The organism is Streptomyces sp. NPDC039423 (assembly GCF_055598725.1).
In genome coordinates, this window is sequence record NZ_JBVKAH010000003.1 from 280,222 (window position 1) to 303,508 (window position 23,287).

General features: G+C 74.1%; 28 protein-coding genes. 10 read left to right on the top strand and 18 right to left on the bottom strand.

Annotated elements, in window-relative coordinates; translation table 11 throughout:
• Window positions 1-3 precede the first annotated feature (3 nt).
• Together ACZ7LK_RS12005 and ACZ7LK_RS12010 are read left to right on the top strand one after the other, a co-directional pair.
• On the top strand, window positions 4-1,644 hold the full coding sequence (locus ACZ7LK_RS12005; protein WP_471140011.1) for an IclR family transcriptional regulator domain-containing protein: 1,641 nt from the start codon (window positions 4-6) through the stop codon (window positions 1,642-1,644).
• Window positions 1,645-1,696: 52 nt separating this feature from the next.
• Window positions 1,697-2,152 (top strand): archease, encoded by a 456-nt coding sequence (locus ACZ7LK_RS12010; protein WP_392272997.1) that lies wholly within the window; start codon window positions 1,697-1,699, stop codon window positions 2,150-2,152.
• Window positions 2,153-2,182: 30 nt separating this feature from the next.
• Here ACZ7LK_RS12010 and ACZ7LK_RS12015 read toward each other — a convergent pair whose 3' ends face one another.
• Window positions 2,183-3,592, bottom strand: a complete 1,410-nt coding sequence (locus tag ACZ7LK_RS12015; RefSeq protein WP_471140014.1) for an RtcB family protein — start codon at window positions 3,590-3,592, stop codon at window positions 2,183-2,185.
• 148 nt (window positions 3,593-3,740) lie between these two features.
• Here ACZ7LK_RS12015 and ACZ7LK_RS12020 point away from each other — a divergent pair, with 148 nt between their 5' ends.
• Complete coding sequence (locus tag ACZ7LK_RS12020; RefSeq protein WP_469465252.1) at window positions 3,741-4,142, top strand: hypothetical protein; 402 nt, start codon at window positions 3,741-3,743, stop codon at window positions 4,140-4,142.
• Window positions 4,143-4,191: 49 nt separating this feature from the next.
• On the opposite strand, the gene ACZ7LK_RS12025 is transcribed toward ACZ7LK_RS12020, so the two are convergent.
• The 3 genes from ACZ7LK_RS12025 to ACZ7LK_RS12035 form a co-directional block, all read right to left on the bottom strand.
• Window positions 4,192-4,533, bottom strand: coding sequence for an STAS domain-containing protein (locus ACZ7LK_RS12025; RefSeq protein WP_471140017.1), 342 nt, complete (start codon window positions 4,531-4,533; stop codon window positions 4,192-4,194).
• Between the two features lie 241 nt (window positions 4,534-4,774).
• Window positions 4,775-5,059, bottom strand: a complete 285-nt coding sequence (locus ACZ7LK_RS12030; RefSeq protein ID WP_392272993.1) for a DUF3040 domain-containing protein — start codon at window positions 5,057-5,059, stop codon at window positions 4,775-4,777.
• 107 nt (window positions 5,060-5,166) lie between these two features.
• Entirely contained in the window at window positions 5,167-5,670 is a 504-nt protein-coding gene (locus tag ACZ7LK_RS12035) for an FBP domain-containing protein (protein ID WP_392272992.1), read from the bottom strand.
• Between the two features lie 141 nt (window positions 5,671-5,811).
• Between ACZ7LK_RS12035 and ACZ7LK_RS12040 the strand changes: the two genes are divergently transcribed.
• Window positions 5,812-6,708, top strand: coding sequence for a S41 family peptidase (locus tag ACZ7LK_RS12040; protein WP_392272991.1), 897 nt, complete (start codon window positions 5,812-5,814; stop codon window positions 6,706-6,708).
• Between the two features lie 132 nt (window positions 6,709-6,840).
• Here ACZ7LK_RS12040 and ACZ7LK_RS12045 read toward each other — a convergent pair whose 3' ends face one another.
• A complete protein-coding gene (locus ACZ7LK_RS12045; RefSeq protein ID WP_392272990.1) occupies window positions 6,841-7,044 on the bottom strand; it encodes a cold-shock protein in 204 nt (67 codons plus the stop codon).
• 295 nt (window positions 7,045-7,339) lie between these two features.
• On the opposite strand from ACZ7LK_RS12045, the gene ACZ7LK_RS12050 reads away from it, so the two are divergent.
• Window positions 7,340-7,768, top strand: coding sequence for an Asp23/Gls24 family envelope stress response protein (locus tag ACZ7LK_RS12050; RefSeq protein WP_392272989.1), 429 nt, complete (start codon window positions 7,340-7,342; stop codon window positions 7,766-7,768).
• 126 nt (window positions 7,769-7,894) lie between these two features.
• On the opposite strand, the gene ACZ7LK_RS12055 is transcribed toward ACZ7LK_RS12050, so the two are convergent.
• The gene (locus tag ACZ7LK_RS12055; protein WP_392272988.1) at window positions 7,895-8,083 is read right to left on the bottom strand and encodes a DUF6381 family protein; all 189 of its coding nucleotides are present in this window, start codon (window positions 8,081-8,083) and stop codon (window positions 7,895-7,897) included.
• A gap of 183 nt (window positions 8,084-8,266) precedes the next feature.
• On the opposite strand from ACZ7LK_RS12055, the gene ACZ7LK_RS12060 reads away from it, so the two are divergent.
• On the top strand, window positions 8,267-8,797 hold the full coding sequence (locus tag ACZ7LK_RS12060; protein ID WP_469463300.1) for a VanZ family protein: 531 nt from the start codon (window positions 8,267-8,269) through the stop codon (window positions 8,795-8,797).
• A 28-nt stretch (window positions 8,798-8,825) separates the two neighbouring features.
• Here ACZ7LK_RS12060 and ACZ7LK_RS12065 read toward each other — a convergent pair whose 3' ends face one another.
• The 8 genes from ACZ7LK_RS12065 to ACZ7LK_RS12100 all read right to left on the bottom strand — a co-directional run bounded on the left by ACZ7LK_RS12065 (window position 8,826) and on the right by ACZ7LK_RS12100 (window position 14,726).
• Entirely contained in the window at window positions 8,826-9,314 is a 489-nt protein-coding gene (locus tag ACZ7LK_RS12065; protein WP_471140024.1) for a phospholipase A2, read from the bottom strand.
• Between the two features lie 277 nt (window positions 9,315-9,591).
• Window positions 9,592-9,966: a toxin Doc gene (locus ACZ7LK_RS12070; protein WP_392272985.1), complete on the bottom strand. Its 375-nt coding sequence runs from the start codon at window positions 9,964-9,966 to the stop codon at window positions 9,592-9,594.
• Window positions 9,966-10,205: a hypothetical protein gene (locus ACZ7LK_RS12075; RefSeq protein WP_392272984.1), complete on the bottom strand. Its 240-nt coding sequence runs from the start codon at window positions 10,203-10,205 to the stop codon at window positions 9,966-9,968. The genes ACZ7LK_RS12070 and ACZ7LK_RS12075 overlap by 1 nt, the downstream gene beginning before the upstream one ends.
• 72 nt (window positions 10,206-10,277) lie before the next feature.
• Window positions 10,278-10,763 carry a flavin reductase family protein gene (locus ACZ7LK_RS12080; protein ID WP_471140029.1) on the bottom strand — a complete coding sequence of 162 codons (486 nt, stop codon included), beginning with the start codon at window positions 10,761-10,763 and terminating at the stop codon, window positions 10,278-10,280.
• 114 nt (window positions 10,764-10,877) lie between these two features.
• Window positions 10,878-11,291 carry a hypothetical protein gene (locus tag ACZ7LK_RS12085; protein WP_392272982.1) on the bottom strand — a complete coding sequence of 138 codons (414 nt, stop codon included), beginning with the start codon at window positions 11,289-11,291 and terminating at the stop codon, window positions 10,878-10,880.
• A gap of 113 nt (window positions 11,292-11,404) precedes the next feature.
• Complete coding sequence (locus tag ACZ7LK_RS12090; protein WP_469463161.1) at window positions 11,405-12,823, bottom strand: S1 family peptidase; 1,419 nt, start codon at window positions 12,821-12,823, stop codon at window positions 11,405-11,407.
• An 83-nt stretch (window positions 12,824-12,906) separates the two neighbouring features.
• On the bottom strand, window positions 12,907-13,575 hold the full coding sequence (locus ACZ7LK_RS12095) for a response regulator (protein WP_392272980.1): 669 nt from the start codon (window positions 13,573-13,575) through the stop codon (window positions 12,907-12,909).
• Window positions 13,572-14,726, bottom strand: a complete 1,155-nt coding sequence (locus ACZ7LK_RS12100) for a sensor histidine kinase (RefSeq protein WP_471140033.1) — start codon at window positions 14,724-14,726, stop codon at window positions 13,572-13,574. Before ACZ7LK_RS12100 ends, ACZ7LK_RS12095 begins: the two co-directional genes overlap by 4 nt.
• Before the next feature lie 476 nt (window positions 14,727-15,202).
• On the opposite strand from ACZ7LK_RS12100, the gene ACZ7LK_RS12105 reads away from it, so the two are divergent.
• Window positions 15,203-15,667 carry an SRPBCC family protein gene (locus tag ACZ7LK_RS12105; RefSeq protein ID WP_392272978.1) on the top strand — a complete coding sequence of 155 codons (465 nt, stop codon included), beginning with the start codon at window positions 15,203-15,205 and terminating at the stop codon, window positions 15,665-15,667.
• A 170-nt stretch (window positions 15,668-15,837) separates the two neighbouring features.
• On the opposite strand, the gene ACZ7LK_RS12110 is transcribed toward ACZ7LK_RS12105, so the two are convergent.
• Complete coding sequence (locus ACZ7LK_RS12110; protein ID WP_392272977.1) at window positions 15,838-16,344, bottom strand: hypothetical protein; 507 nt, start codon at window positions 16,342-16,344, stop codon at window positions 15,838-15,840.
• Window positions 16,345-16,432: 88 nt separating this feature from the next.
• Entirely contained in the window at window positions 16,433-16,909 is a 477-nt protein-coding gene (locus tag ACZ7LK_RS12115) for a DUF3224 domain-containing protein (RefSeq protein ID WP_469463166.1), read from the bottom strand.
• Between the two features lie 102 nt (window positions 16,910-17,011).
• Between ACZ7LK_RS12115 and ACZ7LK_RS12120 the strand changes: the two genes are divergently transcribed.
• From ACZ7LK_RS12120 to ACZ7LK_RS12130, 3 genes are all read left to right on the top strand, one after another.
• Window positions 17,012-17,983, top strand: coding sequence for a helix-turn-helix transcriptional regulator (locus ACZ7LK_RS12120; protein ID WP_392272975.1), 972 nt, complete (start codon window positions 17,012-17,014; stop codon window positions 17,981-17,983).
• 203 nt (window positions 17,984-18,186) lie between these two features.
• Complete coding sequence (locus tag ACZ7LK_RS12125) at window positions 18,187-18,435, top strand: hypothetical protein (protein WP_392272974.1); 249 nt, start codon at window positions 18,187-18,189, stop codon at window positions 18,433-18,435.
• 184 nt (window positions 18,436-18,619) lie between these two features.
• On the top strand, window positions 18,620-20,503 hold the full coding sequence (locus tag ACZ7LK_RS12130; protein ID WP_392272973.1) for a transglycosylase domain-containing protein: 1,884 nt from the start codon (window positions 18,620-18,622) through the stop codon (window positions 20,501-20,503).
• A gap of 9 nt (window positions 20,504-20,512) precedes the next feature.
• On the opposite strand, the gene ACZ7LK_RS12135 is transcribed toward ACZ7LK_RS12130, so the two are convergent.
• Together ACZ7LK_RS12135 and ACZ7LK_RS12140 are read right to left on the bottom strand one after the other, a co-directional pair.
• Window positions 20,513-21,688: a MalY/PatB family protein gene (locus ACZ7LK_RS12135; protein ID WP_471140039.1), complete on the bottom strand. Its 1,176-nt coding sequence runs from the start codon at window positions 21,686-21,688 to the stop codon at window positions 20,513-20,515.
• A gap of 70 nt (window positions 21,689-21,758) precedes the next feature.
• Entirely contained in the window at window positions 21,759-23,240 is a 1,482-nt protein-coding gene (locus ACZ7LK_RS12140) for an MFS transporter (RefSeq protein WP_471140629.1), read from the bottom strand.
• Window positions 23,241-23,287: the final 47 nt, after the last annotated feature.

The window sequence follows — 23,287 nt, forward strand, 5'->3', positions numbered from 1 at the left end:
GGTGTGAGCAGGTACGACGGGCCCCGGAGCGAGTGCTCCCAGCCGCCGGTTCCGGCCGGGCTCACCGCACTGCTGGAGGAGTTGGAGGGGAAGCGGGACCACTGGGACCGGCCGGACGGCACATGGGGGCCCGCCGGCCCCGCCCCGGAGGACGGCGCCGGGGAAGAGCGGGCGCGGGTCAACTCCCTCTACCGGCTGGGCACCAAGGCGCTGCGCCGCGACGAGCTGTCCATGGCGGCCGACTGGCTGGGGCGGGCCGCCGAGCGGGGGCACCCCGGAGCGCTGTTCCGTCTGGCGGTGGTGGTCGGCCGCCGGTACGGGGAGGAGGGCCGGGACGATGCCGCGTACCTCGTCGCCGCGGCGGCACGGCTGGGTCACGGTGACGCCCGGGTGCTGCTGCGCGAGGTAACGGCGGGCGTACGGGAGCGGGACGGCACGGTGCAGGATCCCGAGTTCATCGACCAGGTCCGTGCCGCGCTGCGCCGTCCGCGCGCCGCGCCGCTCCGGGACGCCTCCGCGGTCCCGGCCGGTGACACCACCGCGCCCACCTCCGCCACCGGCACCGGCACCGGCACCGCACCCGGCACCGCGGCGGGCCCCGCACCCGAGAGCACCGCACTCCGCACCCCATCCGGCCCCGCCCCCGACCCGTCGGGGCCCCCGCCGGGCGCGTCCGTGCTCGCCACGGCCGGCGGACTGTGGGTGCCCGGCCGGCCCGGGAGCAGCCGCCTGTGGACACCGGCGCCCCTGCGGCCCGCCTCCCTCACCGGCCTGGCCCAGCAGGTACCGGACGGCCGGGAATCGGCGCAGCGGTGGCAGCAGGCCATGCGCGCGCTGGACGTCCTGCACGCCATCGGCGGGACGGACGGGCCGATGAGCACCGTGCAGCTCGCACACGGCACCGGCCTGGACGCGACCGCGCTGGAGCGCCTGCTGGCCTGGCTGTCCGAGCAGGGCCTGGTGACCGCGCCGGAGCCCGGCGCGTACGCCGCCGGTCCCCTGCTCCGGGCGTGGGCCGCGCACGAGGGCACCGAGCGGGAGAACGCCCTGCGGGAGGTCCTGTCCGGTCTCCGGGACCGGGTGGGGGCGGCCGTGTACGTGGGCCGCTACACCGACGGCGAGGTGCGGATCACCCAGTACGCGGCGGGGCCCCGCACCCCGGCGGTGCGGGAGTACGTCGACTTCCGCGAGGCGGCGCACGCCAGCGCCGTCGGCAAGAGCCTGCTGGCGCAGCTCGACTTCGACGGCCGGATGGACCATCTCCACCGGCGCCGCCCCGTACCGCTGACACCGCGCACCATCACCGATCACCGCCACCTGTTCCGGGCGCTCGACCACCACGGACCCCAGGCGGCGCAGTTCGACCTGCTGGAGTACTCCAACGACGAGGTGTGCGTCGCCTTCCCCCTGACCGTCGACGGCCGGGCGGGGGCGGTGGCCCTGTCGCTGCCGGTCGCCCAGCAGCACCGGCTCATCGAGGCGGCCGACGCCCTGAGCAACCGCTCGGCGACCTTGCTGGCCACCCTGCTGCTCGCGGAGGACCCGCCGGAGGGGGGCGGCGGCGCTCCGGGGGACGCCGGCGACCACCACGACGACGACACGGAGGTGTTCGTGCGCACGGGTGCCCGGCCCGCCGGCGAGTAGCCGGTGACGCGCGGGGAGGCATACGGGTGCGGTGAGGGGGCACGCGGTCGGCATGGCCGGTGAGACGGACGACGACATGCGGGTCCGGCGGCCCGGGACGTGCGGGCACCGGGCGGTGCCGCACACGGCCGACGTGCGCGTCGAGGCGTGGGGCACGAACCGGGAGCAGTGCCTGGTGGAGGCGGTCCTCGGGATGGTCGAGTGCTTCGCGGACGTCTCGGGGACGCGGCCGACCGCCGTGCGGCAGGTGCAGGTGGACGAGGGCAGCGACGACGACCTGCTGGCCACGCTGCTGGACGAGGTGGTCTTCGGGCTGGAGGTGCGCGGTGACGTGCCGGTGGACGTCGAGGTGGAGACGGTCGACGGCGGACTGGACGTCCGGATGGCGGTGACGGACGTGCGGTCGGTGCCGATCACCGGTGCCGTGCCGAAGGCGGTGTCCTGGCACGAGCTGCGGCTGGCCCCCGATCCGTACGGATGGTCGTGCGCGGTGACGGTCGACGTCTGAGGGCCGCCCCCCGACGGCCCCGCGGCCGGTTCACCCCTTGACCACGCCCAGCGGGACGAGGCGGGCCACCTTGCGGCACAGGCCCGCGCCCTCGCTCGCCCGCACCACCGCGTCGACGTCCTTGTACGCCTCCGGGGTCTCCTCCGCCAGGCCGCGCCAGGACACCGGGCGTACCGCGATGCCGTCCGCCTCCAGCCGTGCCCGGAGCTCCTTGCCACCGGTGGTGCGCGCGGCCTGGTGGCGGCTCATCACCCGGCCGGCGCCGTGGCAGGTGGAGTGGAAGGCGTCACCCCCGGGGACTCCGGTGAGGACGTACGACGCCGTGCCCATGGTGCCGGGGATCAGCACCGGCTGGCCCACCGGGCGCAGGTCGTCGGGGAGTTCGGGGTGCCCGGGCGGGAAGGCACGGGTGGCGCCCTTGCGGTGCACGCACAGCCGGCGCCGTACGCCGTCGACCGGGTGGTCCTCGACCTTGGCGAGGTTGTGGGAGACGTCGTACACCAGCGTGAGGCGGGCGTGCGCCTCGCGGCGGAAGACCTCGCGGGCGGCTTCGGAGAGCAGTTGCCGGTTGGCGCGGCCGTAGTTGGCCGCGGCGGCCATCGCTCCCAGGTAGGCGCGGCCCTCCGGCGAGTCGACCGGGGTGCAGGCGAGTTGCCGGTCCGGCACGCCGATCCCGTACCGTGCCATCGCCCGGTCCATCAGGCGGACGTGGTCGGAGCAGATCTGGTGCCCGAGGCCGCGTGACCCGCAGTGGATCATCACACAGACCTGGCCGGCGGCCAGCCCGAAGGCGGCGGCCACGGGCGCGTCGTAGACCTCCGTGACCTGCTGGACCTCCAGGAAGTGGTTGCCCGAGCCGAGGCTGCCGACCTGGCCGAGGCCTCGCTCGCGGGCCCGTTCGTCCACCTGGCCGGGGTCCGCGTCGGCGACCGCCCCGCCGTCCTCGCAGCGCCACAGGTCGCGTTCCTCGCCGTGGCCCTCCTCCACGGCGTAGCGGGAGCCGCCCAGGAGGATGCGTTCCAGTTCGCCCCGGCCGACCGGCCAGACGCCGCCCGGTCCGGCGCCGCGCGGGACCACCCGGCCGAGGCCGTCCATGAGGGGCCGCAGCACCGGCTCCAGCTCCCGGCGGTCGCAGTCGGCGGCCAGCAGCCGCACCCCGCACGAGATGTCGAAGCCGACGCCACCGGGCGACACCACTCCCCCGTCGGCGATGTCGGTGGCGGCCACTCCGCCGATGGGGAACCCGTAGCCCCAGTGGATGTCCGGCATGGCGTACGAGGCGTTCACGACGCCCGGCAGGGTCGCCACGTTCGCGACCTGCTCCAGGGACTTCTCCGCGTCCCGCAGCAGGCTCCGTGACGCGAACACCACTCCTGGCACCCGCATGTCTCCGTGGCGGGCGATGCGGAAACGGTAGGGGCGCTCCTCCACGTACTCCATAGCAGCCTCCAGGGCGCCGGTGGCCCCGCACCGTGTCCGCGTATCCCTCACCGCCGCCGTCAAACAACCCGGCGCCGCCCGGGGCCCGGGCGGTGGCGAGGGAGCCGCGTGGCGGGGGCCGGCGGGGTGACTGCTAGCTTGCTGCGCCATGCGAGCACATGACTATGACCAGGACTTCCGCGTCCGGGCCCGGCGGACACGGGGGTGGGGCGCCGGTTTGCTGTCCCTGGCGGCGCTGCTGTGGACGTGGTGCGCGGTGTTGCTGCTCACCCCGTACCAGGCGGAGAGGAAGCCGGACGACCGGCACCCCCGGGAGTGCGAGTCACGGCTGCTGACCGACGGCGGCACGGCCAACGACGGGGTGTGGCGGGGCGACTGGTGTGCGGACGAGCGGGACTGGCCGGAGGCGCTCGCCGTGCTGGGCCTGTCGGTGCCGGTGGCGGTCGCGGGCGCGGTGATGTTCACCGTCGGCAGCGTCAGCGGCCGGATGAGCGCCCACGCCGAGGCCATGCGCGTCCTGGACGGGCCGGCCGGCCGGCCGTCGCTGTGAGGGCGGCGGGTCCGGTCGGGCGCGGGTGACCGGCCGGTCCGGTCCGGGGTCAGCCGCGGGCCGGGTGGGGCACCTCGGGGGCCGGGGCGAAGGCCGCTTCCAGACGTGTCACGCGGAGGATCTTGCGTACGGCGGGTGACGGGGCGTGCAGCCGCAGTTCGGCGCCCACGGCGTTCGACCGGCGCCGGGCCCAGAGCAGGACGCGCAGGCCCGAGCAGTCCAGGAAGGTGACGGCGGACAGGTCGACGACGACGGTGGCGGGCCCGAGCAGCAGGCCGTGGAGGCGGGCGCGCAGTTCCTCGCCGGTGACGATGTCGAGTTCGCCGGCCACGGTGAGCAGGGTCTGCCCGCCGGGCGTGGCGGTGACGTCGATGTGCAGCTCGTCGGGCATCGCGGGACACCCCCTTCCGCCGCCGGAGAGCGCCGGGCGCCGGCGTTCCGGATCGGCCGTGCGACGGGAAGCGGCCCGTCGATCCATAGGTAAGCCCCGAGCGCCGCGCTGTCCACCGCACCGGCGCGCCCGGGCACGCCGGGGCCCGGCCGGAACGGCGACCGGGGGCCGGCGGGACCGCGAGGAGCTACGGCCGGCGGGCCCGGCCGGCCCGGCCCGGCTCGGCCCGGCTCGGCTCGGCTCACAAGGACACGGCGGGCGTCTGGCCGCTGGGTGGCTCCGGCGTCCCGGCCGACGAGGCGTTGAGGATCGCCGTCAGCAGCAGCCCCACCAGGGCGATGACGACCAGCACCCAGGCGGTCCTCCGGCGCCATGACCTCTGCCCGCGCCCGGGCGGGACGGCGTCCTGCCCCTCCCCCGGGAAGTGCCCGTTGAGGGCGCTCATCCTGGCGGCGAGCCCGGGATCGTCGCTGGTGAGCCCACGCTCGATCTGGGCGAGGATGCGCCCTTCCGACTCGTGTTCCATGGCAGCCCACCTGCTTCGGGAGGTGTCACGCGGGGACGTGCGGGAAAGTCACTCGTCTCCTCCACATTTTGCCGCATGCGGGGCGGGGCGTCCCCTCCGCGGCTCGCTCAGCCCGAAGTGACCTTCGCGGCGAAGGCGTCCAGGTTGCCGGTCATCCGCGCGACCCGCTCCGCCACGCCGAGGGACTCCTCGTAACGTCCGGTGCGGAGCTTCGGCTGCCGCTTGCCGCGTACGTACAGCGGACAGGCGAGATCGGCGCAGATGTAGATGCCGACCGTGTTGCCCTCACGGCCGCGCACGCCCGCCAGCGGGGCGGCGAGCAGGGTGACGCCGGAAGAGGCGTGCCCGGTGAGGCATATCTGGCACAGGCTGGACTTCACCGCACTGGTGCGGCCCACGGCGGGGACCCGCAAGGTGATCCCCAGCGGCCCCTCCGAACGGGGCAGGACGAGGTGGGCCCGCAGCGGAGCCCCCGGATCCACCCAGCCCAGGAAGTCCAGGTCCGCCCAGGGCACCTCGGCGAAGTCGGCCGGCAGTCTGAGCCGGGCCGCCTCACCCTTGGTGCAGTTCACGAACGACGAGCGGATCTGTTTCTCACTGAGCGGTTCCACGGACGCCGACCCTACGCACCGGCCGGTCACGGCGCATCAGGATTTCGGCCGGGCATCGCTCCCGGCCGGCGCCGGACGCCCCCGCCGACCACCCTGAAACCCCTTCCCGCGCCGGGCGTCGGCGGTCTAGCATCTCCGCCCATGCCCACCAACGCAGAGATCATCAGCCGTGCCCTGGACCGGATCACGGCGGGGTACGTCTTCCCCGACAGGACCGCCCGCATAGGGACCGAGGTCCGGCGCCACCTCGCGGCCGGGCACTACGACGGGCTGGAGGGGCGGGCCCTCTGCGAGACGGTGACCGCCCACTTCCAGGAGGCGTGCCCCGACAAGCATCTGCGGCTGCTGTGGACGGACGAGCCGCAGGATCCGGACCCGGCGGCGGAGGACGGGGGCCGGTCGGCGTTCCTCGAACTGCTGCGGACGGAGAACCAGGGCATCCGCCGTTTCGAGCACCTGGAGGGCAATGTCGCCCTCATCGACGTCCGGCGGATCGCCGAGGCCGGCGAGGGCGGCCGGGCGATCGGCGCCGCCATGGAACTGGCGGCCCTCAGTTCCGCCCTCGTCCTCGACCTGCGTGCCTGCCGGGGCGGTGCCCCGGAGGGGGCGGCGATGTGGTGCAGTTACTTCTTCCCCGACGACCAGGTGCACCTCAACGACATCTACGACCGTCCCACGGACTCGACCCGGCAGTTCTGGACCACCGCGCACCTCCCCGCCCCCCGGTACCTGGACCGGCCGGTGTACGTGCTGACGAGCGCGCTGACCTTCTCGGGCGGCGAGGACGTGGCGTACACCCTGCAAGCGCACGGCAAGGCGGTCGTGGTGGGTGAGACGACCCGGGGCGGCGCGCATCCCACGGCCCGGTACCCGCTGACCGAGCACATCCTCGTGACGGTCCCCAGCGCCCGCACCATCAGCACCGTCACCGGCACCAACTGGGAGGGCACCGGGGTCACCCCGGACGTCCCGGTCCCCGCCGAGCAGGCGCTCGACACGGCGCACAAGGCCGCCCTCCGCGCCCTCGACGGCGCCTGACCGGCGCGACCCGCGCGGCCGGCGCCGCCGGGTCCCGGGCGAGGCGTGCGCCCCGGGACCCGGCGGCGCCGGAGCGGTGACGAGGACGGCCATGACGACCGGACGGGTCGTCATGGCCGTCCTCACGGAACGTCAGGCGGAGACGATGTTCTCCGCCTGCGGCCCCTTGCGTCCCTCGGTGACGTCGAAGGCCACCTTCTGACCCTCCATCAGCTCGCGGTAACCGGCACCGGTGATGTGCGAGTAGTGGGCGAACACGTCGGGGCCGCCGCCGTCCTGGGCGATGAAGCCGAAGCCCTTCTCGCTGTTGAACCACTTGACCGTTCCTGTAGCCATACCGGCCTCCTAAGCCTGAACGGCCCGCACGGTGCGGGCCGTGAGAGTGCGGGGCCCGACATGGGGTGTGACAGCACGAACGCCCGTGATCGCGATCACGGGCGCACACTTCGGAACCACGACTTCTCTGCCACCGACCGTACCCGAACAGTGGTCACGCTGCTACGCAGCGCACACCCCGTTCCGTGTGTCGCTTTTCGCCGGGCACGGTCTCGCGTGGCGCGGGACGGGGCACGAGGGCACGCTGAGAAGAGGAGGGAGCCCCACGTTCGCGCATCGAGGAGGTGGCTTCGCCATGACGGAGCCGAGCGGTTCGAGGAACCCCGCCGCCGACCCGGCGGCCCGGGGCAGGACGACCATCGCCGACGGGGTCGTGGTCAAGATCGCCGGGATGGCAGCCAGAGAGGTCGACGGCGTCCACGCCCTGGGCGGCGGGCTCGCCCGGACCATGGGCGCGGTACGCGACCGGGTCCCCGGTGGGCGTTCGAGCGTCACGCGCGGCGTCAAGGTGGAAGTGGGCGAGCGCCAGAGCGCCATCGATCTCGAGCTCGTCGTCGAGTACGGCGTACCCATCACCGACGTGGCCGGTTCCGTGCGCGAGAACGTCGTCGAGGCGGTGGAGCGCATGACCGGTCTGGAAGTGGTCGAGGTGAACATCGCCGTGAACGACGTCCACCTGCCCGAGGACGACGACGAGGAACCCACCCAGGAGCGCGTCCGCTAGGGGGCGCCTTGGGTGCCTAGCGGCACTCCCGCCCCCCATGGACCACTCCCGCCCCCATGGACCGGGGCGGCGGGCGGCGGGCGGCGGCCCGCAGGGGAGCCGCCGCCCGTCCGTCCCGCCGTCCCGTCACATCGGGTGGGTGCCGCCGCCCGTCGTGCCGCGCTCCTGCTCGCTCTGCTCCTTGAGCCGGCGGGCCTTGTCCCGCAGCCGCTGGCGGTCGTGCGGATCGGTGGCGCGTTCCGCCGCCTGTTCCAGCTCCTGCGCCTTGGCGCGCATCTGGTTGATCCGGTTCCCGGGTTCGTCGGCGATGCTCATCGTGGTCCTGCCTTCCGTCCGTGGGGGTGGCGCGAGGCCGGGCCAGATCAGACAAACAGAGCGTCCCCGCATCCGCATCCCGTACGGTCACGCACGGTCACCCCGCGTGCTCCGCTGCGACGGGGGTAACGGAAGCTGAGGCATTCCGACCTGAGTTGGGGGCGTGTGATGGCGCGGAAGGTGATGAGCGACGAGGCGGTGGAGGACCGGCGGGGTGCTCCCCGGTGGGGGCGGGTGGCGGCCATGCTGCTGGCCTTCGCGGGGATGGTGGCCTTCGCGGTGGTGCTGGCCCGGCTGACCCTGGAGCCGTCGGCGGCTTCGGAACCGATGACGCACAGCAATCTGCGGCCGGGGGACTCGATCGGCGACTACCTCGGGCAGCCCGCCTTCCGTGACACGGTCAAGCAGCTCGGCGGGAACGTCCTGCTGGGCGTCCCGTTCGGCGTGCTCCTGCCGGTGCTGGTGCCCCGCGCCCGGGGACTGCTGCGGGTGGCGGTGGTGACCGCGCTGGTGATGCTGCTGGTCGAGCTGGTCCAGGGGGCCCTGATCACCGGGCGGGCCTTCGACATCGACGACGTGCTGCTCAACACGGCCGGTGCCCTGCTGGGTTACCTGCTGCTCGGCCGTCGGCTCGGCAGGGCCGTGCACCCCCGGCGCCACCACTGGTGGCACCGCTTCACCAAGCGGCCGGCGACGGTGCCGGGCGAACGCTGAGCACCGTCGCGGCCGGCCGGCCCGCCGGTCAGAAGAAGGCGGCGTCGCCCCCGACGTTGACGGCGACGAAGTACCCCTGGGCCGCGCCCACGCAGTTCCCCCGGTCGGCCGCGGCGGCGTAGGCGTCCTGGCAGATCCGCTCCATCTCCGTGCGGAACCGGCCGTCGATCCAGTTCTTGGTGTCCCTGGTCGGGCCGAGCCGCAGCTTCCCGTGGGCGCCGTAGTTCCGGTACCCGAAGTCGTGCTGCTCGCACGCCGGGCGGAACACCTCACGGTACGGGGCGAAGCCGACCGGTACGGAACAGCCGTCGGTGCTCCAGTCGAACGGCTCGACGCGCGGTGTCTTCGCGAACGCGCCGTAGGTGAGGTTCATGATCCGGTCCGCCTGCTCCAGTACGCCGGGCCGGCCGGCGGGACCGGCGGCGACGGCGGTGCCGGCCGTGGCGGCGGCGCCGCCCAGAGCGGTGGTGGTGACGAATGCCAGAGCGGCGACGAGGGACGGGACTTTCCCGCGCATCGGGCCTCCAGGTGAGGGGTCGTGGGAGCGGGAGGCCCGCCCCCACGACGGCAAACGATCACCCGGCGGGGAGGTTGCTGGAGGTCCCCTGTACGGGGCACCGGCCGGGCGGGGCGGGCGGCCGTCCGTGTCACACGCCGCGCCCCGCCTCGTACCGCCGCACCGCGGCCGGCCCTGTCACACGCCGCCCGGACCGTACGCGTCACGCGCCGCGCCCCGCACCCCGCCTCGTACCGCCGCACCGCGGCCGGCCGTCACACGGCAGCCGCCGGGGCGGTCATATGCGCCAGCCGCGGATGCGGTCCGCCGCCTGGTAGACGGTGGCCTTGGCCGCCTGGATGTCACGGACCAGTTCCACCAGGGCGCCGTACGGAGCGTCGATGCCCTCGCCGGAGGCGTGCATGTACGCGACGGCGACCTGGCAGGCGTACAGGGAGTTGCGGTGCGGCAGGGGCTGGAGGCGCACGAGGGTGTGCAGCAGGGCGGCCGCGCGCCACGCCGGGTCGGGTTCGGCGGTGGTGGCGCGCGGGATGCGGGTCTTGTGCCGGGCGACGGCCGCGACGAGGGCGGAGTAGTCCGCGACGGACACGTCCTCGGGCACGGCCTGCTCCTGGACGTCGAGGAGCCAGGGGACGTCGACGTAGAACACCATCAGGCGGCCGCGCCTCCCCGTCGGCCCTCCGGCCGGGGGATCTCGTCGGGGAAGGCCTCGTCGAACTCGGCGCGGTGGGCCTCCCCCCAGGAGACGGCGTAGCGGACGAACTGCCGCCGCTGGCGCTCACGGAGGGGCAGGTCGTGGACGTACTGCTTGAGAGACTTGCCTTCGGCGGCCGCCGCGGCGCGGACCTCCTCCAGCTCCTCGTCGGTGAAGGTGATGTTCAGAGACGGCATGCCTTGAGGGTACCTAGTAGGTACCTGCCCGGCCAGACGAGCCCGCGCTCCGGGGCGGCTGTCCGGGGCGGGTCAGGCGGGGTGTCCCGGGGAGATGTCGCCGACGTCGCTGAACATGACGAGCGGGGGCCGCTCCGCGGTGGGCGGGGAGGCCTCGACGGGGTCCAGGAGGAACCCCACGTGGTCGCCGCCGTCGACGCGGTCGAGCACGCGGCCGACGAACCAGGCGCAGGTGCCGGCGAGGACCGGTGCGCCCCCGGGTCCGGGCCACCAGGCGACCTGGCGGAACTTGTCGGTCTTGTCACCGGTCTCCCCGCCGAAGAGCCGGGCGAGGCCGTGCTGTTCGCGGCGGAGGAGGTGGACGGCCAGATGGGTGGCGTGCCGTGCCACCCGGTACGTCCGGTTGGCGGTGGAGAGCCATACGGTGAAGCGGGGCGGGTGGATCGAGCACTGCGAGGCGAAACCGACGAGGCAGCCCGCCCGTTCGCCGTCGGCCTCGGCCGTCACGACATACATGGGGTAGTCCACCAGGTCACTGAACGCGTCGAGTCCGGCCATGCGACCGACCCTAACCCGCCCGGCGGGGGCCCCGCCCCCGTACGGCCGGGCTCGCGTCGCCGAGGCGGCGAGCGAGCCCGGAGCCGGGTGGGAGCCCCTGGGGCGCGGAGGCCGTCAGCGCACCCAGACGTTGATGACGGGCGAGACGACCCGCTTGCGGCTGTCGACGAGGCGCAGCTTGTTGTGGCCCTTCATCCCGAGCATGACGCGCATGCTGTAGGTGGAGCGGGAGGTGGTGTTCATCGACGCGGGGAGCGAGACCCAGCGGCGGTTCTGCTTCTGCTGGAGGATGACCTTGCTGCCGGGGCGGAGGCTCTTGACGACACCGCGGATGCGGAACTGCTGCCACGCCCGGACGGTCCTCACCGTGGCGTTGGCCGACGCGGTCGTGAGTGCGGTACCGGCGACGGCGGCCGGCTTGTGGGGCGCGGAGGACGGGGACGAGACCGCCACGGCCGTCCCGACGGAGCCGGCGATGAGCGCGGCGGCGGCGATTCCGGCGCCCCAGGTACGTGCGAACTGACCCATTGCTATGTCTCCCAAAGCGTAGGGGGGTGGCTTCAGCGGGCTCACCTTAAGCACGTAGGCGGATAACCGGATTATTCGACACGAGCAACGCGATACGGATAATCCATCCAGCGTCAACCCCAGTGCTGGGAGTAGTGCGCACGGAGGTGGTCGCGGTCGGCGCGCTCGGTCAGCAGCCGGCGGAGGGCGAGCAGGACGAGCAGGCTCACGGCGATGACCCCCAGCCCCGGGACGAGTTCCGCCGTGTCCACGATCCCGGTGACGGCCCGCCGCGCGACGCCGCCCGGCGGTGCCACGGCCTGGGCGGGCGGCACGAACCCGGCGCCCGTGCCGCCGTCGGCCCCGGTGCCCGCTCCCCCGCCGGCGGCGGCGGGTGACGGGGTGGCGGGCGGTGCGGACGGGGCGGCGACGGTGCCGCGGTCGGCCGCCAGGCGCCCGTCGATGACGCGCACGCCCAGCGCCGTCAGCGCCTTGGTCATCGGCTGGAAGAACGTCATCCCTCCCTCGGCGCAGTCACCGTTGCCCCCGGAGGTCACGCCGAGTGCCAGTCCCTGCGCCAGGAGCGGGCCGCCGCTGTCCCCCGGCTCGGCGCACACCGTGGTGGCGATGAGTCCGGTGACGGTGCCCTCGCGGTAGTTGACGGTGGCGTTCAGGGCGGTGACCCGTCCGGACCGCAGTCCGGTGGTGCTGCCGCTGCGGAAGACCTCCTGCCCCACCACGGGGTCGGCGGCGCCGACGACCGGGACGCTCCTGCCCTGCCCGATGTCCACGGCGTTCGAGCCGTCGAAGGCCCCGCGGTCGTCGTACCGGACGAGGGAGAAGTCGTCGCCGGGGAAGCTGCGGGCGACCGTGGTGCCGAGCCTCCCGCTGCCGCCCCCGGTGTCGCGGAACCACGGCGTGCCCACCGGGCCGCAATGCCCGGCCGTCAGCAGGAAGTTGTCCCGCCCGTCGGTGACGTTGAAGCCCACGGAGCAGCGACCGGTCCCGTTGAAGATAGGGACGGCGCCGTTGATCCTGGTGGTGAAGGCACCTCCGGTGCGCCGCATGCGGACGAAGTCGCCCGCCTGCCGGGCCACTTGCGTCATGCGTGACCAGTCGCCCGAGGAGACGGTGCGGTCCGCGTACACGGTGACCTGGTTGGACGCGTAGTCCATCACCCACGCGGTACCGGGCACCCTGGGGGCGCTCTCCAGGCTCCGCGTCGCCGAGCGGAGGTCCCGCATGCTGTGCCGTTTCACCTCGGCCCGCGCTCCCGCCCGCCGGACCTCGGCGGCCGCGGCGTCGTCGGTCACGGCGACGACCGGGCGGCCGTCCGCACCGATCCAGCTCCCCGCGGTGCGCGTCGTGCCCAGCCGTGCGATCAGGTCCGCCGTCGCGTCGGTGGGCGGGGCGGAGGCCCCGACGGCCGGGCGGCCGCCGTCCGGCGCCGTCTCCCCCGCCACCGCGTGCGACACCATCAGCCCGCCGCAGAGCAGCCCTCCGACGGCGGCGAGCCGGATGACCCGCCGCAGGGTGCGCCGCCCGTGCCTCATTCATGGCCCCCAATGCCGTACCGGTGCGAAACAGAAGGTCGCCCTCCCATACGTTCCGCCGCACCGTTCGGTTCACCGGCCGGTCAGCCGCCGCCCGGGGTCACCAGGCCCGTCTCGTACGCCACCACGACCGCCTGCGCGCGGCTGTCCAGGTTCAGCTTGCCCATGGCGCGGTTGAGGTGCGTCTTGACGGTGGCCTCGCTGATGAACAGCTCGCCGGCGATCTCCAGGTTGCTCAGACCGCGTGCGGTCAGCCGCAGCACCTCGGTCTCACGGCCGGTCAGCACGGCCAGGTCGGGCGGTGGCCGGCGGGCCCCGTCGCCGGTCTGCCGGGCGAACGCCTCGACCAGCCGCCGGGTGACGCTGGGCGCGAACAGGGCGTCGCCCCCGCCCACCGCCGCGACCGCGGCGAGCAGCCGCTCGGGCCCGGAGTCCTTGAGCAGGAAGCCGGACGCGCCCGCGCGCAGCGCGCCGTACACGTACTCGTCCAGGTCGAAGGTGGTGAGCACCAGGACCTTGGGAGCGGGGTCGGGGGCTTCCGCGAGGATCCGCTCGGTGGCCGCGATGCCGCCCATGCCGGGCATCCGGATGTCCATCAGGACCACGTCGGGGCGGGTCTCGGCCACCAGCGCGACGGCCTCCTCGCCGTCGGCCGCCTCGCCCACGACCTCGATGCCGGGCGCGGCGCGCAACAGCCCCACCAGGCCCGCCCGGATGAGGAACTGGTCGTCGACGACGAGCACCCTGGTCATTCCGACGCGCCGTCCCCCTGGTGTGCGGTCCGCGCGGAGGTCGGCAGGGTGAGCCTGACGGCGAATCCCCCCTCGCTCCGCGGGCCGATGCTGATCGTCCCCCCGTACAGCTTGGCCCGCTCGCGCATGCCGATCAACCCGTGGCCGCCGCCCGTTCGCACTCTGTCCAGAATCACCCCCTCACCCCTGTCGTTGGTGACCGAGACCGCCACATGGTGCTGCCGGTAGTGGATCTCCACCAGGGCGCGGGAGCCCGGCGCGTGTTTCAGCACGTTCGTCAGCGCCTCCTGGACGACGCGGTACGCGCACAGATCCGCGCCGGGCGGCAGCGGTCGCGGCGTCCCGTCGACGCGCACCCGCAGCGGCACTCCCCCGGCCCGTACGCGTTCGGCCATCTCCTCCACGCGGGCGAGGCCGGGCATCGGCGCGGACGGGCCGCCGTCGCCGTCGGCGCGCAGCACCTGGAGGACGCGCCGGAGTTCCTCAAGGGCCTCCGTGCTGGTGCCGGCGATGGTCCCGAGGGCGGTGCGGGCGGTGGCCGGATCGGAGTCGAAGACGAAGCGGGCCAGACCCACCTGGACGGATATCACCGACATGTGGTGGGCGACCACGTCGTGGAGCTCGCGGGCGATCCGGCCGCGTTCCTCGGCGACCTCGCGGCGGGCCCGTTCCTCCTGCTCGTCCCGCAGTCGGCGGGCCAGTTCGGCGGAGCGCCGGGCGAGGTGCCCGAAGCGGACCAGGACGAGGGGGAAACCGATGGCCTGGCCGACGACGGACGGCATGGCGGCGTGGTCGCTGACGAGGCCCGCGTAGATCCAGACGGCGCTCATCAGGGCCGCGCAGCCGGCGGCGGCGCGCAGTGGGCGCAGGGAGGCGACCGTGTAGACGGTGAGCATGGGGGCGAAGGAGTTCACCACGGGCCAGTAGCCGGCGGTGACGTACACGATCCACAGGGCCAGGACGAAGAGGCACACGGCGGCGGGCGCCCTGCCCCGGACGACGACCGGCAGGTTGACCAGCCCCAGCAGCAGGTACCCGGCGAGGTCGAGTGCGGGCCAGCCCTGGCTGGTGGCCTCCTGCCCGAGCAGTACGGCGACGCTGGTCAGCGCCGCCGTGATCAGCACGTCGGCGGCGAGGGGGCGGATCCGCATCGCCGCAGCGTAACCCGTACGGGGAGGGGCCCACGTCAATCGTTGGCGGTACGGCGGGAGTTGCAGGAACCGGCGGCCTGCCGCGGGAGATGGTCACGGAACTCGACCCTGCGTGGGACGACGGGCCGGGCGGACGGCCGTAGGTTCGTCCACGGCACCAGGACGCCGCGGCCGCCCACGGCACGGCGGTCGCGGGACGGCGGGCCCTTCGGGAGCCCGGGGGCTCACGGGCCTCCGGGCCGGTCCGCCGATGGGGGCGTGCCGGTGTCCCGCCCTTCCGGGGGGAGGAGGGCGGGACACCGTCGCGGTGGCGGAAGCGCCCGGGACGGGGTCCAGCGGGGCAGGGCTGTGGCGGGCACGGATCGAAGGGATGCGGATCCCATGGGCATGGATCCGTCGGGGCGGGTACCCGGATCACCGGCCGACGTGCGCGGCGGGTCCCCGCCGCGCCGATGACCGGGAACGAGGAGGCGCTGATGAGCAAGGTGAAGGAAGCCGTCGAGGTCGAGGTCCCCGTCCACACCGCGTACAACCAGTGGACGATGTTCGAGGAGTTCCCGCGGTTCATGGAGGGCGTCGAGGAGGTCGTGCAGGTCGACTCCCGCCACAACCACTGGAAGACCAAGATCGGTGGCGTGCGGCGGGAGTTCGACACCGAGATCGTCGACCAACTGCCCGACGAACGGATCGCGTGGCGGACCATCAGCGGCGACACCCAGCAGAAGGGCGTGGTCAGTTTCCAGCGCCTGGACGACACGCACACGCGCGTGGAACTGGTGATGGACATCGAGACCAGCGGCCTCGCGGAGAAGGCCGCCGATCTCACCGGCACGATCGACCGGCGCGTGAAGGGTGACATGCGGCGGTTCAAGGACTACATCGAGGGCCAGGGCGGCGAGTCCGGCGGCTGGCGCGGCCGCATCAAGCCGGGCGACCTCTGACGGACGAGCGGTCCACCCTGCCGGCCCCCGGCGAGGCGCGGTGCCAGGCGTCGTGAGCCCGGCATGATCGGCGAGACACCTGCTAGCGGGCCGGAGGACGCCGGGGGTGCGGGACGGGAGGTTTCCCGGTCCGCACCCCCGGCGCTCTCGTGCGCGTGCGCCGGCGGGGTTCAGCAGGCCTTGCCCTGGGAACGCAGCCATGCGCACTGCGTCTCGCCCGACGTCCTGCCGCCGTCGTAGGCGCGCGGATCCTTGTAGCCGGGTCCGACCGGCTCGTGCGGCTCGAAGACGCCGTCGCCGTCCAGGTCTCCGCCCCGGGGGTCGATCCTCCCGCCCGGGTTGCGGCAGGCCGCGCGGTCGGCCGGGGCCGTGGTGCACACCTTCGGCGCGGTCTCCGGCCCCGGCCCGGTCGCGGGTTCGCGGGCCGGTTCCCGGGCCTGGGCCGTACGGGCGGCCGTGGCCTGGGCGGTGGCCTGTGCCGTCAGGACGTCCGCGAGCGGGGCACCGACGCGGTCGAGGGACACGGCGGCTGCCGGGCGGACGCTCCGGTCACCGCCGGACGGGACGTCGGAGCCGCATGCCGAGAGCGTGAACACGAGGCCCGTGACCAGCAGGGCCGGGCCGGAGAGGGCCGCCGCCCGGCGGCGGACGCGTGTGGTGAGGGCCGTGGGAGCCATGAGCCGCCCCGTGTGCGAGTGGCGTACTGGGTGATACGCACCGTACGGCGCCGCTCGGGAGCGGGTCAACGGCGACCGTGCGGCCCGGTCACCCCTCGGACCCGGTACCGCCGTCCAGGTCGTAGCCGAAGGAGTAGGGGACGGACGGTTCGCCGTGCCGGGCCGTGAAGGAGCCGGTTCCGCGCAGCCCCGCCAGCTCTCCGGTGCCCGAGCCGGGGACGACCTCGAAGACGCACGTCACGGTGCCGTCCGGATGGAACGACCCGCGCTCCTCGACGGTGAAGGAGCCCCGGCGGCCGTCGAGCCGGCCGGTCAGCAGTTCCATGCCGGTGAACGTGCCGGTCTTCTCCGTGATGTACGCGATGGTGTACTCGCAGATGGTGGCCGGCGCCTCGATGCCACCCGAGAAGGCGTTGGTGACGGAGGCACGGGCGAGTCGCGGGCAGCCGTCCCCCTCCCCCAGCGGGGTCTCGCGCCAGTCGGCGAAGGTGAAGTGACCGGTGGTGTGCGTACCGGTGGTCCGGGTCGCGCCGGTGGTGTGCGTACCGGTGGTCCGTGCGGGCATGGGTGTCCTCTCGGTGGGCCGCCCGGGCCGGTGCCCGGGGGATGTGACCAGCCTGGGCCCGGTACCTGACACCTCCTGTCAGGTACCGGGCACAATGGCCCCATGCGCGCCGACCGGCTCCTCTCCCTGCTGTTGCTCCTCCAGAACCGGGGCCGGATGACCGCCCCTCAGCTCGCCGAGGAGCTGGAGGTCTCCGTCCGCACGGTCTACCGGGATGTCGAGGCGCTCGGCGCGGCGGGCGTCCCGGTCCGCGCCGACCGCGGCCCCGACGGCGGCTACCGGCTCATGGACGGGTACCGCACCCGGCTGACCGGGCTCACCGGCGCCGAGGCGGGCTCCCTCTTCCTGGCCGGGGCGCCCGGCCCCGCACGGGACCTGGGCCTGGGCGCGCTGCTGACGACCGCCCGGCTGAAGCTGGAGGCGGCGCTGCCGCCCGGCCCCGCCGAACAAGCGCGGCGGGTCCAGGAGCGGTTCCACCTGGACGCGCCGGCGTGGTTCCGGGACGCCGATCCGGTACCGCACCTGGAGGTGATCGCGGGGGCGGTGTGGGAACAACGGGTGCTGCGCGCGCACTACCGGCGCTGGAGCGGCGAGGTGCACCGGGAACTCCGCCCGCTCGGCATCGTCCTCAAGGGCGGCATCTGGTACCTGGTGGCGGCGGCCGGCGAGGAGGCGGTACGGACCTACCGGATCTCGCGGTTCCTGGCGGTGGAGCCGACCGGGGAGGACTTCGAACGGCCGGCCGGGTTCGACCTGGCCGCCCACTGGGAGGGCTCCTCCCGGCGGCTGGAGCTCGCGCTGCACCGGGGCACCGCCCGGCTGCGCCTGTCGCCCCGGGCACAGCGGCTGCTGCCGGTGCAGTTCGGCGCGCCGGGTGCGCGGGCCCTGGAGGGCGCCGGGCCGGCGGACGGGGACGGCTGGGTGGAGGTGGACCTGCCGGTCGAGACGGAGGCCGTCGCGGTGGGGGACCTGCTCAGGCTGGGCACCGAGGCGGAGGTGCTGGGCCCCCCGGAGCTGCGGCGGGCGGTCGCCGACGCCGTCGCCGTGCTGGCCGGGCGGTACGCCGGGGCGTGAACCCGCCCGGCCGGCGGCCTGAGCTCGGGCACCCGGCCGGGCACGGCATGCGGTCGGGCGCGCGGTCGGCCGGGCGTTCTGTCCTGGTGGGAGGGCCGGCAGGGGGTGGGCCGTGTCGTCGGCCCGCCCGGTTCGTTGCACATTCCGGCCGCCGGATTCGGCCAATTCCCCCCCCTCACGCCCCTCACACCCAGGAGCACCGCATGTCCCGTAACCCCCGCACCCGTCTGCTGGTCGTCTGCGCCTCGATCGCGGGCGCGAGCGTCGCGGCCGCCGGCCCGGCGGCGGCCGGCGAGCAGCCGCCCGCCTCGGTCGGCGCGCCCGTGGTGACCGACCTCAACAGCACGGGCCCGCTCAGCACCGCCCCCGCCTCCCCGGGGCAGGCGTCCCCGCTGCCGGTCGGCGGCGCCCTGCTCGGCGGGCTGCCCGCGGGGCTCCCGCTCGGCGGCTGAGCACCGCCCCGCCCACCCCCTTCCCCTCCCCCGCGCCCCGCGCCCGCCGTGCTCACCCGCGTTCATCCGCGCTCGCCCGCCGTGAACGGGTGGCTCCCCCGTCCCGTAGTAGGGGACGAGCAAGTCACCCGTACGGAAAGGGGGGCGATGAGCCGTGCTGCGTCGCTGGGGGCGGGAAGCGTGGGTGCCACGCCGACTGCCCGGACAAGGGCGCCGGTTCCGCGTCGATTACCCGCGCCGGGGGCGGCGGGGAATCCTCCGGTGGGTCCCGTCGTGGCGCCAGCTGCTGTGCCTCGCGCTGCTCGGCGTCGCCGGGCTCGCCGCGCTGGTGGGCCATGTGTACGCCACGGTGCGGATCTCGGACGTGAACGCCTACGCCCGCGCCGAGGCCAACGTGTACTACTGGGCGGACGGCACCCAGATGGTGAGCGTCGGACCGGTCAACCGGCAGAACGTGCCGCTGTCCGACATCCCGCCGTCGCTCCAGAACGCCGTGATCGCGACGGAGAACTCCACTTTCTACGACGACCCGGGGTTCTCGGTGCGCGGACTGGCGCGGGCCGTGGTCAACATGGCGCGCGGCCAGGAGGTGCAGGGCGGTTCGACCATCACGCAGCAGTACGTCAAGAACACGTACCTCACGCCGGACCAGACCCTGGACCGCAAGGTGCGCGAACTGTGCCTGGCGGTCAAGCTGTCCCGCTCGCTGTCCAAGCAGGAGATCCTTCAGGGCTACCTCAACACGAGCTGGTTCGGCCGCAACGCCTACGGGGTGCAGGCCGCGGCGGTGGCCTACTACGGCCGGGACGCCAAGGACCTCGATCCCTCCCGCAGCGCCCTGCTGGCCGCCCTGCTCAAGGGCGGTGAGCTGTACGACCCCTCGCTGAGCGAGGCCCACCACCGCCGGGCGGTCGAGCGGTGGGCGTACGTACTGGACCGGCAGGTGGAGCTCGGCTACATGTCCGCCCAGGAGCGGGCGAAGTACACCGTCTTCCCCGAGCCCAGGCCCGAGTCGGTGTCCACCCGCCTGTCCGGTCAGATCGGCTATCTGGTGGACGTGGCCAACAAGGACATCAAGAACCGCACCGGGCTGACCACCGAGCAACTGGGGCGCGGTGGTTACCGGATCCGCACCACCTTCGACAAGCGGGAGGTGGAGCGGCTGAGGACGACGGTGGAGGAGGTCCGGCAGGAGTCGCTCGATCCGGCGCGCCGGATCGCCGACCGGGAGGTGGAGATCGGCGCCGCGTCGGTCCGGCCCGGTGACGGGGCGGTGCTGGCGCTGTACGGGGGGTCCGACGCGACCGAGCACTTCACCAACAACGCCGACACGGCCGGGGTACCGGTGGGTTCCGCCTTCACCCCGTTCGTGCTGGCGGCGGCGCTCCAGCACGGCACCGGCCTCGAGTCCGATGCCGGGTCCGGGGGCGCCGGGGACGGTCCGCCCGCGCTGCGCCGGGCGCTGGTCCGGGGCGACAGCGGCCTGTACAGCAGGCTGGGTGAGGCGGTGGGTCTGGAGAAGGTCCGTGACCTGGCGGTCGGTTCGGGTCTGCTGCCGTTGAGCATGGCGCCCCTGACGCCCTCCTTCCCCGTCGGCACGTCGACGCCGAGCGCGATCAGGATGGCGGGCGCGTACGGCACCTTCGCCGCCGACGGCCGGCGGACCGATCCGTACTCCGTCACCGCAGCCACCCACCTGGGCACGCCGCTGGAGGGGCTGGGGCGGCCCGCCTCCCGGCGGGTGCTCGACGCCGGGGTGGCCCGGGAGGTGTCGGCGGCGCTGCGGGACGTGGCCGTGGAGGACATGGACCCGGAGTCCCTCCGTACCCTGCCGCCGGTCGCGGCGGGCCGGACCGGGGCCGGGGACCGGGTGCCCGCGTCCTGGTTCGTCGGGTACACGGGCCGGCTGTCCACCGCGGTGACGGTGTTCCGCAGCAGGCCGGGTACGGAGGGGCTGATGCCCATGAACGGCGTGGCCGGGAGCGAGTCGGACCGGGCGGACTTCCTGCCGCTGCGGGTGTGGTCGTCGTACATGGCCGCCTCGCCCGCGTCACGGGACGCCGGGTAGGCGGCCCGGTCACACGGCGGCGGCCATGCGCCGCACCGCCTCGGTGAGCACCTCGGGCGAGGTGGCCAGGTTGAGGCGGGCGTGGCCGGCGCCGCCGGTGCCGCAGGGCGGGCCGGGGTGGAGCGCGACCCGGGCGCGGTCGAGGAAGTGGGCGGACGGGTCGTCACCCAGGCCGAGCGCCCGGAAGTCGAGCCAGGCCAGGTAGGTGCCCTGGCCGGGGACGTGGCGGACGTCGGGCAGATGGGTGGACAGGAGGGTGGCGAGGAGCCGCCGGTTGTCGTCGAGGCCGTCGAGCAGGGCGTCGAGCCAGGCGCCGCCGTCCCGGTAGGCGGCAGTGTGGGCGATGACCCCGAGGTGGCTGGGGCCGTGGCTCACCTCGGGGGGCATGGCCGCCAGGTCGTCGGCCGCGGCCGGTCCGGCGACGGCCAGCGCGGCTTTGAGACCGGCCAGGTTCCAGCCCTTGGAGGCGGACATCAGCGAGAAGGCGCTGCCGGCGCCCGGCACGCTCAGGTAGGGCACGAACCCGGCCGGGCGGGACACCAGGGGGGCGTGGATCTCGTCGGCGACGACCCGTACGCCGTGGCGGTCGGCGAGCGCCGCGACGCCGGCGAGCTCGTCGGCGGTGTGCACCGTGCCGGTCGGGTTCTGCGGGCTGCACAGGAGGTACGCCGCGCGGCGGCCGCCCCGGACGGCCCGGCGGAACGCCTCCTCCAGCGCGGCCGGGTCGATCCGCGCCCGCGCGTCGAGGGGTGCCTCCACGATGCGGCGCCCCATGTGCTCGACGAACAGGTAGAACGGGTTGTAGACGGGGCAGTTGACCACGACGGCGTCACCGGGCCCGGTGATCAGCTTCAGCACCTCGACGATGCCCAGCATCACGTCGGGCACGAGCCGGGTGCGGTCCGCGGCGAGCGTGTCCCAGCCCCACCGCTCCTCCGCGAAGGCCGCCAGCGCCTCGGCGTACCCGTTCCCGGCGGGATAGCCGGTGTCGCCGGCGGCCACCGCGTCGGTGACCGCCCGGGCCACCGGCTCCGCGAGCGGGACGTCCATCTCCGCCACCCACAGCGGCAGTACGTCGTCGGGGTACGTCCGCCACTTGGCGCTCGTGCGCCGGCGCAACTCCTTCAGGGAGAGCCGCCGGAGCGGGTTGGGGTCGTCGGGAGAGCCGTGCGGTATGTGCTCCATGGCCGGCGATTCTAGGACGTGTCCGCCCGGGCCGGCCGCGCGTTTCCGGACCGGCCGGGGTGTGGCCGGGTCACACCGCACCCGGGCCGATGCCGCCCTTGAGGCGCTCGATGTCGGAGGGGCGGACCTGGATGACCACCAGGGCGACGACCGCCGCGACGGCGGTGAAGACGGCCGCGACGATGAAGGCGGCGGAGACACCGGACGTGAGGACCTGGTCGGCCCAGGGCGGTGGCAGCTCCCCGGTGCGCTGGAACCGCAGGCGTTCGGCGGGGGTGGCCTGGGCGAGGAAGGCGGGCACCTGCTTCTCCGCCTCGTTGGTGCTCGCCGTACCGAACATGGTGACCAGGATGGACAGACCGAGGGAACCGCCCACCTGCTGGGTGGCGTTGAGCAGTCCGGATGCCGCGCCCGTCTCGTGGACGGGGACGTTGGACAGTGCCATCAGGGTGAGCGAGACGAACTCCATGCCCATGCCCAGGCCGAAGACGAGCATCGGGCCGAGCACGCTGCCCAGGTAGGTGGAGTGCACGTCGGTCAGCGTCAGCCAGGCGAGGCCGGCCGCCGCGAGCAGCGCCCCGGTCACCATGAAGGGTTTCGGCCCGTAGCGGGGCAGGAGCTGGGAGGCCAGCCCGGCCCCGACCGCGATGATGGCGCTGACCGGCAGGAACGCCAGGCCGGCGCGCAGCGGGCTGAAGTCCAGGACGTTCTGCACGAAGAGCGTCAGGAAGAAGAACATGCCGAACATGGCGGCGGCGAGACTGAGCATGATCGCGTAGGTGCCCGCCCGGTTGCGGTCGGCGAACATGTGGAGCGGGGTGATGGGCTGCCGGGAGCGCCGTTCCACGAGGACGAACAGCGCGAGGATCACCACGGCCGCGGCGAAGGACGCCACGGTGAGCGGATCGCCCCAGCCGTCCTGCGCGGCCCGGATGAACCCGTACACCAGCAGCACCATGCCGAGGGTGGACGTCAGGGCTCCGGTGATGTCGAAGTTGCCGGGATGACGCTCCGACTCCTTGATCCACTTCGGGGTGGCGAGGGCGATGAGCAGCCCGATCGGTACGTTGACGAACAGGACCCACCGCCAGTCGAGCCATTCGACGAGGAGACCGCCCGCGAGCAGTCCGATGGCGCTGCCGCCCGCGGAGACGGCGGCGAACACGCCGAAGGCCCGGTTGCGTTCCGGGCCCTCCTTGAACGTGGTGCTGATCAACGCCAGGGAGGTGGGGGACGCGATCGCGCCGCCGACGCCCTGGAGGGCGCGTGCGGCGAGAAGCTGTGCGGAGTTCTGGGCGAGTCCGCCGAGCAGCGAGGCGAGGACGAACAGCAGCACGCCGAAGATGAACACCCTGCGGCGGCCGAGGATGTCGCCCGCGCGCCCGCCCAGCAGCAGCAGGCCGCCGAAGGTGAGGGTGTAGGCGTTGACCACCCAGGAGAGGTTGGTGGTCGAGAAGTCGAGCGAGCTCTGGATGTGCGGCAGAGCGATGTTCACGATGGTGATGTCGAGGACCACCATCAACTGGCACGAGGCGATCACCAGGAGCGCCATCGCGTTGCCGCCGCCCCGCTTCGGGGTGGTCGTCCGGGGGGCGGGGG